The 13,465-nt window shown below is 74.8% G+C and carries 13 protein-coding genes; 5 read left to right on the top strand and 8 right to left on the bottom strand.

Features of this window, described 5'->3' with window-relative positions; genetic code table 11:
* Positions 1-212 precede the first annotated feature (212 nt).
* The 3 genes from ECOMGDLI_RS30605 to ECOMGDLI_RS30615 are packed head-to-tail and all read right to left on the bottom strand — an operon-like array spanning position 213 to position 2,133.
* Entirely contained in the window at positions 213-1,145 is a 933-nt protein-coding gene (locus ECOMGDLI_RS30605) for an aldo/keto reductase (RefSeq protein WP_369812813.1), read from the bottom strand.
* A 19-nt stretch (positions 1,146-1,164) separates the two neighbouring features.
* Positions 1,165-1,587 carry an MmcQ/YjbR family DNA-binding protein gene (locus tag ECOMGDLI_RS30610; RefSeq protein ID WP_088320607.1) on the bottom strand — a complete coding sequence of 141 codons (423 nt, stop codon included), beginning with the start codon at positions 1,585-1,587 and terminating at the stop codon, positions 1,165-1,167.
* Between the two features lie 45 nt (positions 1,588-1,632).
* Positions 1,633-2,133, bottom strand: a complete 501-nt coding sequence (locus tag ECOMGDLI_RS30615; RefSeq protein WP_088320608.1) for a nuclear transport factor 2 family protein — start codon at positions 2,131-2,133, stop codon at positions 1,633-1,635.
* Between the two features lie 116 nt (positions 2,134-2,249).
* On the opposite strand from ECOMGDLI_RS30615, the gene ECOMGDLI_RS30620 reads away from it, so the two are divergent.
* Complete coding sequence (locus ECOMGDLI_RS30620; protein ID WP_088320609.1) at positions 2,250-2,771, top strand: MarR family winged helix-turn-helix transcriptional regulator; 522 nt, start codon at positions 2,250-2,252, stop codon at positions 2,769-2,771.
* On the top strand, positions 2,768-3,010 hold the full coding sequence (locus tag ECOMGDLI_RS30625; protein WP_088288483.1) for a hypothetical protein: 243 nt from the start codon (positions 2,768-2,770) through the stop codon (positions 3,008-3,010). Before ECOMGDLI_RS30620 ends, ECOMGDLI_RS30625 begins: the two co-directional genes overlap by 4 nt.
* Before the next feature lie 58 nt (positions 3,011-3,068).
* Here ECOMGDLI_RS30625 and ECOMGDLI_RS30630 read toward each other — a convergent pair whose 3' ends face one another.
* The gene (locus tag ECOMGDLI_RS30630; protein ID WP_088320610.1) at positions 3,069-3,764 is read right to left on the bottom strand and encodes a DUF1684 domain-containing protein; all 696 of its coding nucleotides are present in this window, start codon (positions 3,762-3,764) and stop codon (positions 3,069-3,071) included.
* Between the two features lie 89 nt (positions 3,765-3,853).
* On the opposite strand from ECOMGDLI_RS30630, the gene ECOMGDLI_RS30635 reads away from it, so the two are divergent.
* Both ECOMGDLI_RS30635 and ECOMGDLI_RS30640 read left to right on the top strand, forming a co-directional pair.
* Entirely contained in the window at positions 3,854-5,491 is a 1,638-nt protein-coding gene (locus tag ECOMGDLI_RS30635; RefSeq protein WP_088320611.1) for an acyl-CoA synthetase, read from the top strand.
* 19 nt (positions 5,492-5,510) lie between these two features.
* The gene (locus ECOMGDLI_RS30640) at positions 5,511-6,311 is read left to right on the top strand and encodes an enoyl-CoA hydratase (RefSeq protein WP_088320612.1); all 801 of its coding nucleotides are present in this window, start codon (positions 5,511-5,513) and stop codon (positions 6,309-6,311) included.
* A gap of 25 nt (positions 6,312-6,336) precedes the next feature.
* On the opposite strand, the gene mprF is transcribed toward ECOMGDLI_RS30640, so the two are convergent.
* Genes mprF through ECOMGDLI_RS30655 form a run of 3 tightly spaced genes read right to left on the bottom strand, consistent with a single transcriptional unit; the run spans position 6,337 to position 11,695 of the window.
* Entirely contained in the window at positions 6,337-8,883 is a 2,547-nt protein-coding gene (gene mprF, locus ECOMGDLI_RS30645; RefSeq protein WP_233153694.1) for a bifunctional lysylphosphatidylglycerol flippase/synthetase MprF, read from the bottom strand.
* A 47-nt stretch (positions 8,884-8,930) separates the two neighbouring features.
* Positions 8,931-10,997, bottom strand: a complete 2,067-nt coding sequence (locus ECOMGDLI_RS30650; RefSeq protein ID WP_088320613.1) for a molybdopterin-dependent oxidoreductase — start codon at positions 10,995-10,997, stop codon at positions 8,931-8,933.
* 5 nt (positions 10,998-11,002) lie between these two features.
* Positions 11,003-11,695 (bottom strand): YafY family protein, encoded by a 693-nt coding sequence (locus ECOMGDLI_RS30655; RefSeq protein ID WP_088320614.1) that lies wholly within the window; start codon positions 11,693-11,695, stop codon positions 11,003-11,005.
* Between the two features lie 131 nt (positions 11,696-11,826).
* Here ECOMGDLI_RS30655 and ECOMGDLI_RS30660 point away from each other — a divergent pair, with 131 nt between their 5' ends.
* Positions 11,827-12,234, top strand: coding sequence for a DUF6855 family protein (locus ECOMGDLI_RS30660; RefSeq protein WP_088320615.1), 408 nt, complete (start codon positions 11,827-11,829; stop codon positions 12,232-12,234).
* Positions 12,235-12,252: 18 nt separating this feature from the next.
* Here ECOMGDLI_RS30660 and ECOMGDLI_RS30665 read toward each other — a convergent pair whose 3' ends face one another.
* Positions 12,253-13,383, bottom strand: coding sequence for a 5-methyltetrahydropteroyltriglutamate--homocysteine S-methyltransferase (locus tag ECOMGDLI_RS30665; protein WP_088320616.1), 1,131 nt, complete (start codon positions 13,381-13,383; stop codon positions 12,253-12,255).
* Positions 13,384-13,465: the final 82 nt, after the last annotated feature.

The following is a 13,465-nucleotide window of genomic DNA, read 5'->3' on the forward strand; positions in this document are numbered from 1 at the left end:
ATCGCCGGTGCGACGCGTCCCGAGCAGGTCCGGGCGAACGCCGCGGCCGGGGCCTGGCTGCCGACCGCCGTCCACATCGTGGGACCGTCGTACCGCAGACCGTCACAAGAGCGCTCCCGGCGCCGACACGCCGCGGTTCCGGCGCGTTGGTGCGTCCTGCGGTCCGGCCGTCCCAGGATCCGGACGCCACCCAGTGCGACGACGGACTCGCGTCACTGCTCGTCGAGCAGTGCCTCCAGCGCGGCGAGGTCGTCGCCGGTCGGCAGCCAGGCCCCGGCCGCGGCGTTCGCCCGGACCTGCTCGGGACGCGTCGCACCGGCGATGACCGACGCGACCGCGGGCCGGGCGGCGAGGCCGCCGATCGCGACGTCGAGCAGGCCGATCCCGCGCTCCCCCGCGAAGCCGGTCAGCGCCTCCACGGTGTCGAGCCGGTCGTCGGTGATGTAGTCCTGCCGGCCGTGCAGCCGGGTGCCCTCGGGAGCCGGGGTGTCGCGCCGGTACTTGCCCGTGAGCAGCCCGTTGGCGAGCGGGTAGTACGGCAGGAGGCCGATGCCGAAGTGCTCGCACGCGGGGACGAGGTCGTCCTCGGCGCCGCGTTCGAGGAGGCTGTACTCGTTCTGCGCGCTGACGAACCGCTCGTAGCCGTGCGTGCGCGCCGTCCAGTCCGCGTCCGCGACCTCCCAGCCCGTGAGGTTCGACGAGCCGATGTACCGGACCTTGCCCTCGCGGACCAGGTCGGTGAGCACCGAGAGCGTCTCCTCGACCGGGGTGACGAGGTCCGGCCGGTGCAGCTGGTAGAGGTCGACGTGGTCGGTGCGCAGCCGGCGCAGCGACCGCTCGACCGCCCGGCGGACGTACCGCCGCGACGCCCGCGCCCCGCCGTCGTTCCCGAGCGCGCCGTGCAGGTCCATGCCGAACTTCGTCGCGAGCACGAAGTCGTCCCGGCGGCCGGCGAGCACCTCGCCGAGGAACTCCTCGCTCGCCCCGTAGGTGTCGGCGGTGTCGAGGAGCGTGATCCCGCAGTCCTGCGCGGCGTCGACGACGGCGCGCGTCGCCTCGAGGTCGATCCGGCGGCCGAAGTTGTTGCAGCCCAGGCCGACCACGGAGACCACGAGGCCGCTGTCCCCGAGCGGGCGGTAGCGCATGTCGCTCATGCGCGCCACGCTAGACCTCGGGGTCGTCCCCGGCATCCGGGTGCTCCCCGGCCGCCAGGAACGCGTCCGCGAGCCGCTTCGGGGCGACCGCGAGCCAGCCCTCGACGACGACCTCGCGCAGGACGTCGACCTCGATCTCGTCGAGCCGGACCAGGACGGCCGGGTAGCCGGCGAAGTGGGCGATGACGAAGAACACCGCCGGGTCGGCCTGGACCCACGCCTGCTGGACGCCGAGGTCGTCGACCATGGCGGCGAGCACGGGACCCGTCGGTGCGGCGTCCCCGAGCTCTGCCGTGCCGGCCCTGCCGAGCGGGCGCTCCCAGGCGAACCCCTTGCGCCGCACCGACCAGGACAGGGTGCCCCGGCGGCTCGTCTCCTCGACCGCCTCCGGCAGCGCGAGCGCGATCGTGCGGACGTCGTCCCAGGTCGCCATCCGCCGAGTCTGCCGCGCCGGGGCGCTGCCGTCAGGGGCGGCGCGTCAGCCCTGCTGCGACGGGTGCGGCCGCGGGACGGGGCACTCCAGGGCGTAGCCGCGGCCGGCGTAGTCGAAGTCGCCGAGCTCGAGGCGGACCAGGGACGGGTCCTGCGGGGAGGCGTAGTAGGCCCGGATCTCCTTGACGAGCAACGTCTCCGGCTCGAAGACGTACCACTCGTCACCGCGCAGGACGGTGCCCTCGGCGGTCTTGAAGTGGCTCCACTCGATGACGGCCTGGTGGCTCGCCGGGTCGCAGACGAGGCGGTCGATCGTCCACGCCGAGCCGCGGGTCGCGACGGACGCGGCCCACCGCTCGGCGATGACCCGGGCCCCGCGCCACGCGCCGCCGTACATCCCCGGCGGGAAGTAGTGGACGGCGTCCGGGACGAAGCAGGCGACCATCCCCTCGACGTCGGCGGCGTTGCAGCCGTCGAAGTAGGTCCGGATCCGGGCCTCCATCGCCGCGGCCCGCGCGGCGAGGTCTGCGCTGTCGACGATGCTCATCGGGGCAGGGTAGGTCGGCCCTCGCGGGTGCCGGGCGGGGCGTTCGCGGCTGCCGAACGCGGGCGGCACAACCATCGGGATTGACGATGGGTCGGTGCGGGCGTTGGCTGACGGCCGTGCAGATCGACGTGCGGATCGACGGCGCGGGGGACGGGCCCGACGAGGAGCAGGACGCCGTCCACGTGGCCCGGGCGTTCGAGCGCGCCTACCAGCAGGCCTACCTGCGGTTCCACCGGCGCGACGGCAAGCGCTCCGAGCTCAGCGGGGCCTCGCGCGCGGTCCTCACCCATCTCGCGCACACCGGGCCGCTCACCGTGGGCGAGATGGCGCAGCACCTGGACCGGGCCCAGTCGGTCGTCAGCGACATCGTCACCCAGCTCGCCGGGAAGGGGCTGCTCGCCCGCGAGCGGGACCCGGCGAACGGGCGGCGCACGCTCGTCTGGCTCACCGACGACGGGCTGGCGTTGCTCGACCGGGACCGCGAGGTGCTGTCCGTCGACCTGCTCGCCCGCGCCGTGGCCCGGATGACCCCGCAGGACCGCGCCGCGCTCGTGCGCGGCGTCCGTGCCCTCGTCGCCGCCGACGACGACGCCGGGCCGAGCACCGACGAGAACCCGACCAGGAGGAGACCGACATGACGACGAGCACCGGCTGCGAGAGCTGCGGCATGCCCATCGAGACGGGGCGCTACTGCGCCCACTGCACGGACGCCGAGGGCAACCTCCAGGCGTTCGAGGAGCGCTTCGAGCGGATGGTCGCGTGGCAGGCCCGGCGCGAGCCGGACGCCCCGCGCGCCGACCTCGAGGCCGCCACCCTCGCGTACATGGCACGGATGCCGGCCTGGCGCGACCACCCGCGCGTGCTCGCCCGCGGCTGATCCGCCCCGGTCGACCGGATCCGGGGCGGTCGCCCGGGAGCCGGTCGACGACCGCGGATCAGGTGTACGGCGGGGTGCGCTCGCCGCCCGGGAGGGCCACCGTCAGGGTGTTGCCGGCCGGCGGCAGCGGGCACGTCCACGCCGGCGAGTACGCGCACGACGGGTTGTACGCGAAGTTGAGGTCGACGACGAGCCGGCCGGCCCGGACGTCCCGGGCTGACCCCGCGGGCCGTGCCCGCCGTCCGCCCCCGAGGTCGGCGCCCTTCACCGTGTCGAGGACGTACCGGCCGCCGCCGTAGGTGTCGGGCGCGGCGTCCCGGACCGGCAGGAAGATCCCGCCGCCGTACGACCCGAGCCACCAGACGTCGAGCGCGCCGAGCCCCGGCAGCCGGACGACGCCCACCCGGGTGAACGGGACGTCCCCGTCCGAGCCGGTCCGCGCCGTCCACGTGCTCGGTCCGGCCTCCTCGGGGGCAGGCTCGACGGCGACGTCGAACCGCAGGTCCGGGTCGTAGGGCGCCACCGGCAGACCACCGAAACCGGCCCGGGCCTCGTCGGTGAGCGGGCTCTGCGGGTGGTGGGCGAACAGGTCGTCCCGGCCGCGGCGCCACAGGTCGTGCGCCGCGCGCGGGGCGTCCGCGGCGCGCACGTCGGCGTAGAGCGCGGCCACCCGGCGGCGCCAGTCGAGCAGGTCGAGCACGTCCCCTCCAGACGGACCGGCCGCACGTGCGCGATGCCCGCGGCTGTGACCCATGCCGGGCCGCCGGTCCTTCCGCCACCCTCGCACGCCGCCTACTGTTCGCAGGCAGAGGCGTCGACGAGGACCGGGAGCTGGCAGCAGGCATGAGCGGGATCTACGAGACCGGGCTCGAACGGACGGCCGCCAACTTCGCGGCCCTCACCCCGCTGGTCTTCCTCGACTGGGCCGCGGACGTCTACCCGCAGCGGCCGGCCGTCGTCCACGGTGCGCGGCGCTACACGTGGACGCAGTACCGCGACCGCTGCCGCCGCCTCGCGTCCGCGCTCGAGGCGCACGGCGTCGGTCCCGGCGACACCGTCGCGGCCGTCCTCGCGAACACCCCGGAGATGCTCGAGGCGCACTTCGGCGTCCCGATGACCGGCGCCGTGCTCAACGCGGTGAACACCCGGCTCGACGCCCCGACGATCGCCCACATCCTCGACCACGGCGAGGCGACGGTGCTCCTCGTCGACCGCGAGTTCTCCGGCGTCGTCCGGCAGGCCCTCGAGGCGGCCTCGGTGACGCCGCTCGTCGTCGACGTCGACGACAGCGAGTTCACGGGCGGCGGCGAGCGGATCGGCACGGTCGAGTACGAGGCGTTCCTCGCCGGCGGTGACCCCGGCTACCGCCGCACCCAGCCCGTCGACGAGTGGCAGGCCATCTCGCTCAACTACACGAGCGGGACGACGGGCAACCCCAAGGGCGTCGTCTACCACCACCGCGGCGCGCACCTCAACGCCGTGGGCAACATCCTCACGTGGAGCATGCCCCGGCACAGCGTCTACCTGTGGACGCTACCGATGTTCCACTGCAACGGCTGGTGCTTCCCGTGGACCCTCGCGGCGAACGCCGGCACGAGCGTGTGCCTGCGCCGGGTCGACGCCCGGGAGATCTACCGGCTCGTCCGCGAGGAGAAGGTCACGCACTACTGCGGTGCCCCGATCGTGCACAAGATGCTCGTCGACGCCCCCGCGGAGCTGCGCGACGGGATCGACCACCAGATCAGTGCGATGGTCGCGGCCGCGCCGCCGCCCGCCTCGCTCATCGCGGCCATGGAGCGGATCGGCATCGACCTCACCCACGTCTACGGCCTCACCGAGGTCTACGGACCGGCGACCGTCGCGGCGAAGCAGGACGAGTGGGCGGACCTCGACCTCGAGGAGCGGGCCCGGGCCAACGGTCGCCAGGGCGTCCGGTACCTGCTCGAGGACGCCGTCACGGTGCTCGACCCCGAGACCGGCGAGGAGGTCCCCGCGGACGGCGAGACGATGGGCGAGATCGTCTTCCGCGGCAACGTCGTCATGAAGGGCTACCTGAAGAACCCGGCCGCGACGCAGGAGGCCTTCGCCGGCGGCTGGTACCACTCGGGCGACCTCGCGGTCCGGGAGCCGGACGGGTACGTGAAGATCCGCGACCGGGCCAAGGACGTCATCATCTCCGGCGGCGAGAACATCTCCTCCGTCGAGGTCGAGGACGTGCTCTACCAGCACGCCGCCGTCGCGTTCGCCGCCGTCGTCGCCACCCCGGACCCGAAGTGGGGCGAGACCCCGCGCGCGTACGTCGAGCTGCGGGACGGCGCGACCGCCACCGAGCACGAGCTCGTCGAGCACTGCCGCGCGCACCTGGCCCACTTCAAGGTGCCGCGCAGCGTCGTCTTCGGCGCGCTGCCGAAGACGAGCACGGGGAAGATCCAGAAGAACGTGCTGCGCGAGAGCGCGCGGTCGAGCGAGTCGTTCCGGTGAGCCGTCCAGCGAGGTGCGCATGAGCCAGTCCCCGGCCGACGAGCCGTACGTCCTGCGGTCCGACGCGGGCGGTGTCGCGACCCTCGCGATGAACCGCGGCAGCCGGTTCAACCCGTTGTCCGCCGCGATGATCGCCGCCCTCGACGGGCACCTGCGGGACATCGCGGACGACGCGGCCGTGCGGGCCGTCGTCCTCACCGGGTCCGGGCGCGGCTTCAGCGCCGGGCACGACCTCGCCGAGATGCGCGCGCACACCGGGGACGACGCCTGGCAGCAGGGCCTGTTCGACGCCTGCACCGCGATGATGCTGCGCCTCACGCAGCTGCCGCAGCCCGTCGTCGCGAAGGTGCACGGGATCGCCACCGCCGCCGGGTGCCAGCTCGTGTCGATGTGCGACCTCGCGGTGTGCACCGACGACGCCCGGTTCGGCCTGCCCGGGGTGAACATCGGCATCTTCTGCTCGACGCCGGCCGTCGGGGTCGCCCGGAGCATCGGCCGCAAGCGCGCCATGGAGCTGCTGCTCACGGGCGAGATGGTCGACGCCGCAACGGCTCTCGACTGGGGCCTGGTGAACCGGGTGGTCCCGGCGGCCGACCTCGACGCCGCCGTGGCACGGTTCACGGACGTCGTCGTGGCCCGCAGCGCACCGGTCCTCGCCAACGGCAAGCGCACCTTCTACGCGCAGATCGACGCCGGGATCGGTGAGGCGTACGAGGTCGCGGGCTGCGCGATGGTCACCGACCTCGCGGGCGCCGACTCGGCCGAGGGCATCGACGCGTTCCTCGAGAAGCGGTCGCCGGTCTGGCCGTCGTCGGTCTGAACGGCCGGGTCGGCCGGCGGGCGGGTCAGCGGGCGACGAGCCCCTTGACGCCGCCCGCGACGAGCGCCGCGACGTCGAGCATCATGACCGGCAGTGCGGGGCCGCCGGGCGAGGCGACGTAGCGGGTCTCCCAGACCGGGTCGAACCGCTCCTTGAACTGCCGCAGGCCCTGGAAGTTGTAGAAGTGCTCGCCGTGCGACCAGAGGAAGTGCCCGGCGCGGTCCCAGAAGGTGCCGGTGCCGTCGGTGCGCAGCCCGGACAGCGGCGCCATCCCGAGGCTGAACGAGGCGTAGCCCGCATCCCGCGACCAGGTCATCGCCTCGACGAAGAGGTGGCTCATGACGGTCCGCGGCGCGTCGGGCAGCCGGCGCATGAGGTCGATCTTCACCTCGTGCCGGGCACCGCTCGTCCAGAGCGTCGCGAACGCGACGACCCGGCCCTCGAGACGGGCGACGACGACGGGGAAGCGCCGGACGTAGTCCGGCTCGAAGGCCCCCAGGGAGAACCGCTTCTCCCTGGCGTTGCGCTCGGCGAGCCAGGAGTCCGAGACCGCCGCGAGCTCGGGGAGCAGGTCCTCGACGTCCGCCGGTTCCACGACCTCGATCTCGACCCCGGCCCGGGTGCTCGCCCGGCACTCCGAGCGCAGCTTCGCGCGGTGCTTGCCCTCCATGGAGAACCCACTGAGCGGGACGGTCGCCTCCTCGCCGAGCTTGACGAGGGTCAGGCCGTGACGGCGGTAGAGGTCGGCGAGGTCCTCGCGGACGCTGTAGAGCACCGGCCGCCCGCACGCCCGGTCGGCCTCGTCGACGAACCGCGCGAGCAGGTCGTCGAACTCGGCCTCGTCCCCGACCGGGTCCGACATGACGACCCAGCTGCGAGCCCGCACCTGGTACATGAGCAGGGCGTTCCCGGCGCCGGAGAAGAGCACCCGCTTGTCGCCGGTCCACAGCAGGCAGGCGTTGCCGTGCGTCGACCGGGTGAGCACCTGCTCCGCCCGGCGCATCTCGTCGTCCGTCGCCGTGAGGGCCGCGCGGCCGGGGGCCTGGAGCCGGCTGCCGCCGAGGACCACCCCGACGAGGCCGACGGCGAGCCCGACCCGGACGTGCACGGGGGCGTCGCCCGCGGCCGACGCCGCGAGCACGGTCCGGCCGTCGACGAGCGCGCTCCCGGTCCACAGGTCGTGCCACCAGACGAGGACCGAGACGCTCGCCGCGACGGTGAGCGACCAGCCCCAGCCGCGCGGGTCGCTGAGCACCGACATCGTGCGGTGGAAGGCGCCGCGGGCCATGACGAGCAGGACCACGAGCAGCGCGGAGGTGCCGGCGACGCCCCGGGCGTCATGGGTGGCCGCCACCGCGAGCACGGCCGCGAGGGTCGAGAGCGAGAGCACCCACGCACCGTGCAGCCGCCGGTGCAGCCCACGGGCGAGCAGCAGGAGCAGCACCCCCGCGAGGCTCGCGGTGAACGCCGTCATGTCCGGGGCGGCCGAGTCACCGGGGACGTCGCCGGTGACGACGAGCACGAGACCGAGCCCGCCGACCCCGAGGCCGAGCACGGACGGCGTGAGGAGCCCGGCCCGGGCGAGCAGGCTGCCGAGCGCCGCCCGGTCGCGCCGGTGCTCGAGCCCCGCGAGGACGACGGCGGCGGCCCCGAGCGGGAGGAGGAAGTAGACGAACCGGTACGCGACGAGGGCCGTGACGAGCCGCTCCGGCGGCACGGCGCCGCCGAGGGCGAGCAGGAGGACGGTCTCGAAGACGCCGAGGCCGCCGGGCACGTTGCTCACGAGCCCGGCCACCGTCGCGACGACGAAGAGCGGGGCGAACGTCGCGAAACCGACGCCGGTGCCGTCGGGCAGCAGCACGAAGAGGACGGCCGCCATCGCGAGCCACTCGAGCGTCGACAGCGCGACCTGGGCGAGGGCGAGCGGCCGGGAGGGCCGGTCGACCCGCCAGTCCCGCACGGTCACCGGACGGCGTCCGGCGCCCGACCAGGCGACGTACAGGCCGACGGCCGCGAGCAGGGCGGCGCCGCCGGCCAGCGCGACCGGCTGCGTGGTGCCGAGTGCCGCACCCACGACTGCCGGGTCGGCGACGGCGCCGACGCCCGCCAGGAGGGCGCAGCCGAGGCCGAGGGTCACGAGGTTGAAGCCGATGATCCGGGTCACGGCGAAGCCGGGCACGGCCCAGGCCGAGTAGACGCGTGCCCGTAGCGCGGCGCCGACGACGGCGGAGGCGCCGAGCGAGTTGCCGAAGGCGGTCGCCACGAACGAGGCCGCCGCGTAGCGGCGCCACGGCAGCGGGTGCTCCACGTACCGCAGCGCGAGGGCGTCGTAGCCGGTCATCGCGCCGTACGAGACCACGGTGGCGCCGAGCGCGAGCAGGACCGGCCCGGCCCCGAGCGCGGCGAGGTCCCCGCCGAGCCGGTGCCACGGGTAGTCGGCGAGGTGCCGGTGCAGCACCACCACGGCGGCGGCGAGCACGCCGAGCACGAGGAGCGGCGCCGCGGCGCGCAGCAGGCGGGCGGGCGAGGCGAGGGGCGTCGTCGGGGTGCTCATCCCGACCCTGATCGGCACGCCGGGCCGCTCCCTGTAGTGCTCCGCGGCCGGGCCCGGCCGGGCGCCTACCGGGCCGGGTCCTCCACCGGAGTGAGCCGCACCCGGTTGTCGTGGAACGTCGCGCCGCCGCCGTGGTCCGACAGCGCGTCCGACGTCGTCGCGTTGACCGTCGACCCGTCGGGGAACCGGCCGCGGGACAGGCCCTTCGTCGTCGCCGCGACCCCCGGGCGGACGGCGTCCGTCACGGTGACGACGGCGACGAAGGCGCCCCGGTCGTTGCCGACACGCACCGCGGCCCCGTCGGTGACGCCTGCCTCCGCCGCGTCGTTCGGGTGCACGAGCACGACCGGGTCGCCGGCGCGGTCGTGCTTCGGGGAGTCGGTGAACGTCGAGTTCACGAGGTAGTGGTTCGCCGCGCTGACGAGCGCGAGGCCGTCGAGCGCCTCGTGCGGGGGCCGGTAGTCCGGCAGCCGGCCGGCCCCGGCCGCCTCGGCCGTCGCGCTCACGAACTCGAAGCGGCCGGACGGCGTCGGGAACGCCTCGGCGAAAGGCAGGAACGGCTCCGGCACGTCGATCCGCTGGAAGCCCTTCTCCTGCAACGACTCCAAGGTGACGCCCGGGATCCCCCGGGTCTCGTCGCCGATGGCATCCCGGAGCAGCTCCTCGTCGCTCGCGAGCACCGCGGGGTCGGTGATCCCGAGCCGGGCGGCGAGCCGGCGGAAGATCTCCGTGTGCGGCAGGCACTCCCCCGGCGGCGGCACCGCGGGCCGGGCGAGCTGCACGTACAGGTGGGAGTAGGAGTCGACGAGGTCGAACTGCTCGTGCTGCATCGCGCCGGGCAGCACGAGGTCGGCGTACGCCGTGGTGTCGGTGAGGGTGTGCTCGACGACGACCGTGAAGAGGTCCTCCCGGGCCAGGCCGGCGCGCGTCGTGCGCTGGTCCGGGTTGGAGACGACCGGGTTGCCGGCCCAGACGACGAGCACCTCGACCGGCGGGTCGTCGCGCGTCAGGAGCTCGCGCCCGAGCCGGGACATCACCAGGCCGCGACCGGGGGCGGCCGGGCGCAGGTCGGGCCGCTGGTGCGCGGCGTCGTCGAACCCGTAGAAGCGCCCGGTCGAGTACGCCGTCCCGCCGCCGAGGCGGCCGTAGTCGCCGGTGACGGCCGGCAGGCAGGACACGAGCCGGACAGCGGCCGCCGCCCCGCCGTGCCGCTGCACGCCCATGAGGGTGCGGATGCCGAGCGGGCGGTGCGCGGCGACGAGGTCGGCGAAGGCGTCGACCTCCTCGACGCCGAGGCCGCACACCTCGGCGGCACGCCGCGGGCTCCAGCGCGCGAGCACCGTGTCCCGGAACTCCTCCCAGCCGAGCGCGTGCGCCGCCAGGTACTCCTCGTCCGCCGCGCCGCGTGCGACGAGGCCGGCCATGACGCCGAGCGCGAGCGCGCCGTCCGTGCCGGGCCGCGGCGCGAGGTGCAGGTCGGCCCGGGCCGCCGTCCGGGTGCGGATCGGGTCGACGACGACGAGCGGGGCACCGGCGTCGCGGCCCTGCGTGACGAAGGGCCACAGGTGCAGGTTCGAGGTGAGGGTGTTCGTGCCCCAGAGCACGATCGTCCCGGAGTGCCGCAGGTCGGCCGGGTCCATGCTCGCGGCCGCGCCCACGGTGAACCCCATCCCGGCGTGGCCGGCGGGCGAGCAGATGTTGCCGACGTGCCGGCTCGCGCCGAGGGTGTTGAACAGCCGGGCGCCCGAGCCGGAGCAGCCCTGCAGCACGCTGATCGTGCCGGTCGCCGAGTACGGCCAGACCGACTCGCCGCCGTGCCGTTCGACGGCGTCCCGGATCCTCGTGGCCATGAGGTCGAGCGCGTCGTCCCAGGAGATCCGCTCGAAGTCGTTGCCGCCCTTGGGTCCGACCCGGCGCAACGGGTGCAGCAGCCGCCGCGGCGAGGCGGCGTACTCCAGGTAGGGGTTGACCTTGGCGCACAGGCCGCCCCGGGTGAACGGGTGCTCGGGGTTGCCGCGCAGCGACACCGCGCGGCGGCCGCCGGCGTCGTCCTCCTCGACGGTGACGACCCACGAGCACGCATCCGGGCAGTCGAGCGCGCACGCCCCGACGACCTCGAGCCGACGTCCCATGCGGGTCAGGGTCGCACGGCCGCCCGGTCGCGGCCCAGTGCGGCCCAGGCCCGGGCCGGGTCGAAGCCCTCCGGCCGGGTGAACGTCGTCCCGAGCAGCCGGACCTCGCCGAGCCCGGCGACCTGCGTCGCCCGGACGACGGTGCCGGCGCGCCCGGTGTGCAGGAGCCACCAACCGGTGCCCGCGTGGACGAGGGCGAGCGGGGCGAGCACCTCCCGCCCGCCGGCGGCGGCGGGCACCGAGATCTCGAGCCCCTCCCGGGCGGCCCGCGCGACGACGGCCAGGGCCTCGACCGGGCCGTCGTCCGCCGCGGTGAGGTCGACGTGCAGCCAGCCCTCGAGGGCCGCGGCCGTCCGCAGGACCGGCTCGGGCAGCGCCGCCCCGACGGCGGTCCTGGCCGCCTGCGCGCCGGCGCGCATCCCCAGCGCCTCGGCGAGACCGGGGAACCCGACGAGCCACAGCGCCTCCGCGGCGTCGTGGGAGAGCTGGGCGGGGAGCCCGCGGACGCCGTCCAGCAGGGCGATGCCCCCGCCGTAGCCCTGCGTCGTCACGACGGGCAGGCCCGCCTCGCTGAGGGCCTCGACGTCGCGCAGCACCGTCCGCGGCGACACCTCGAGCAGGTCGGCGAGCTCCTGGGCGGTCATGCGGCCGCGCCGCTGCAGGGTGAGCATCATCGTCAGCAGCCGGGCCGCGCGCACCCCACGACAGTACGGCGTGACACCCGGCCGAGGAGATCGTCCGAGACAGGAACATGACAGAAGATGTCAGCTTCGTGCTGCCAGGCTGTCCGTCCGGGCCGGTCGCGGCCCGACCGGACGAGAGGACGTCGATGACCGCCGAGGCAGGCACGCCGGAGAACCCGTGGACCCTGCGGACCCCGCCGCTGACGTCCGAGTACGAGGCCTGGTTCGACACCGTCGGCGGCACGGACGTCGTCGTCGTGCGGGTGGGGAAGACGGTCCTGCACTACGACCGGCGCTGCGTCGACGACCTCGCGGCGATGCTCAAGGCCCACGGGGACTGGATGGAGCTGGGCAGCGCCGACGAGCAGAAGGACGCCAGGCCCGGCACCGTCGAGGCCTGGGGCCGCGCGGCCGACAACCCGGTCGGCGGCTGGTACGGCCTCAAGAAGGGGCTGCGCGGCCGGTTCGGGATGTACCTGCCGCCCCTGCTGGAGCAGCTCGGCCTCGCCGAGGTCGAGCACAACCCGCGCAACAACCGGATGCGCGCGCTCTGAGCGGGGCGCCGCACGCGCCTACCCCCAGACCTCCTCGGCCGTCTCGACGACGAGCCGGAGCTTGGCGAGCTGCTCCTCCCACGTCAGCGCGTTGCCCTCGACCGTCGAGGAGAACCCGCACTGCGGCGACAGGCACAGCTGCTCCAGCGGCACGTACCGCGCCGCCTCGTCGATCCGGCGCTTGAGCGCGTCCTTGCTCTCGAGCGCCCCGCTCTTCGTCGTCACGAGGCCGAGCACGACGAACCGGCCCGGCGGCACGAAGCGCAGCGGTTCGAACCCGCCCGAGCGGGCGTCGTCGTACTCGAGGAAGAACCCGTCGACCTCGAGGCCGCCGAAGAGCGCCTCGGCGACGTAGTCGTAGCCGCCCTCGGCGGCCCACGACGAACGGAAGTTGCCGCGACACATGTGCGTCGTGACCCGCAGGCCCTCGGGCCGGTCGGCGAGGGCTGCGTTGATCGTGCGGATGTAGTGCTCGTGCTGGCGCTCCGGGTCACCGCCGAGACCCGCGACGAGCTCGCGCTGGGCCGGGTCGTTGAGATAGGCCAGGCTCGTGTCGTCGAGCTGGAGGTAGGTGCAGCCGAGCTCCGCGACACCGGCGACCTGCGCCCGGTAGGCGGCCACGAGGTCGGCCCAGAACCGGTCGAGGTCGGGGTAGACGTCGGCGTCGATCGCCGCCCGGCCGCCCCGGTAGTGGACCATGCTCGGCGACGGGATCGTCAGCTTCGGCGTCGCCCCGGTCCCGGCGGCGGAGACCGCGTCCCGGAGGAACGAGAAGGCCTCGCCGAACACGGTCCGCGGCAGGGTGACCCGGTCGTGCACGCGCATGGCCGGGGTGTCGAAATCCAGCTCACCGGCCGCGTTGCGGAAGTGCACCCGCAGGCGCTCGTCGGTCGGGTCGACGCCGCCGAGGGCGTAGATGAAGTCCATGTGCCAGGACGTCCGGCGGTACTCGCCGTCGGTCGCCGTCCGCAGCCCGGCCTCGGCCTGCAGGGCGACGGCCTCGCGCACGCAGTCGTCCTCGACGGCGCGCAGCGCGTCCGCATCGATCTCGCCGGCCGCCCGGCGGGCCCGCGCGGCCAGCAGGCGCGGCGGGCGCAGGAGGCTGCCGACGTGGTCGGCGCGGAAGGGCGGGACGGCGTTCGCGGCCATGGGACTCCCTCGTCACCGGCGTCTGGACGGCGCCACTGTGCCACCCGGGGGCCGCCGTGACGAGAGGATCACAGCACGAGCC

This window comes from Kineosporia sp. R_H_3, from assembly GCF_002198675.1.
In the GTDB taxonomy this organism is placed as follows: domain Bacteria; phylum Actinomycetota; class Actinomycetes; order Actinomycetales; family Kineosporiaceae; genus R-H-3.

What these genes read in the sequence shown, in the direction of transcription:
- ECOMGDLI_RS30665 (WP_088320616.1), bottom strand. Translation starts at nt 13,383, where the DNA reads ATGGCCGCGAACGCCGTCCCGCCCTTCCGCGCCGACCACGTCGGCAGC.
- ECOMGDLI_RS30660 (WP_088320615.1), top strand. Translation starts at nt 11,827, where the DNA reads ATGACCGCCGAGGCAGGCACGCCGGAGAACCCGTGGACCCTGCGGACC.
- ECOMGDLI_RS30650 (WP_088320613.1), bottom strand. Translation starts at nt 10,997, where the DNA reads ATGGGACGTCGGCTCGAGGTCGTCGGGGCGTGCGCGCTCGACTGCCCG.
- ECOMGDLI_RS30630 (WP_088320610.1), bottom strand. Translation starts at nt 3,764, where the DNA reads ATGGGTCACAGCCGCGGGCATCGCGCACGTGCGGCCGGTCCGTCTGGA.
- ECOMGDLI_RS30615 (WP_088320608.1), bottom strand. Translation starts at nt 2,133, where the DNA reads ATGAGCATCGTCGACAGCGCAGACCTCGCCGCGCGGGCCGCGGCGATG.
- ECOMGDLI_RS30605 (WP_369812813.1), bottom strand. Translation starts at nt 1,145, where the DNA reads ATGCGCTACCGCCCGCTCGGGGACAGCGGCCTCGTGGTCTCCGTGGTC.
- ECOMGDLI_RS30635 (WP_088320611.1), top strand. Translation starts at nt 3,854, where the DNA reads ATGAGCGGGATCTACGAGACCGGGCTCGAACGGACGGCCGCCAACTTC.
- ECOMGDLI_RS30640 (WP_088320612.1), top strand. Translation starts at nt 5,511, where the DNA reads ATGAGCCAGTCCCCGGCCGACGAGCCGTACGTCCTGCGGTCCGACGCG.
- ECOMGDLI_RS30625 (WP_088288483.1), top strand. Translation starts at nt 2,768, where the DNA reads ATGACGACGAGCACCGGCTGCGAGAGCTGCGGCATGCCCATCGAGACG.
- ECOMGDLI_RS30610 (WP_088320607.1), bottom strand. Translation starts at nt 1,587, where the DNA reads ATGGCGACCTGGGACGACGTCCGCACGATCGCGCTCGCGCTGCCGGAG.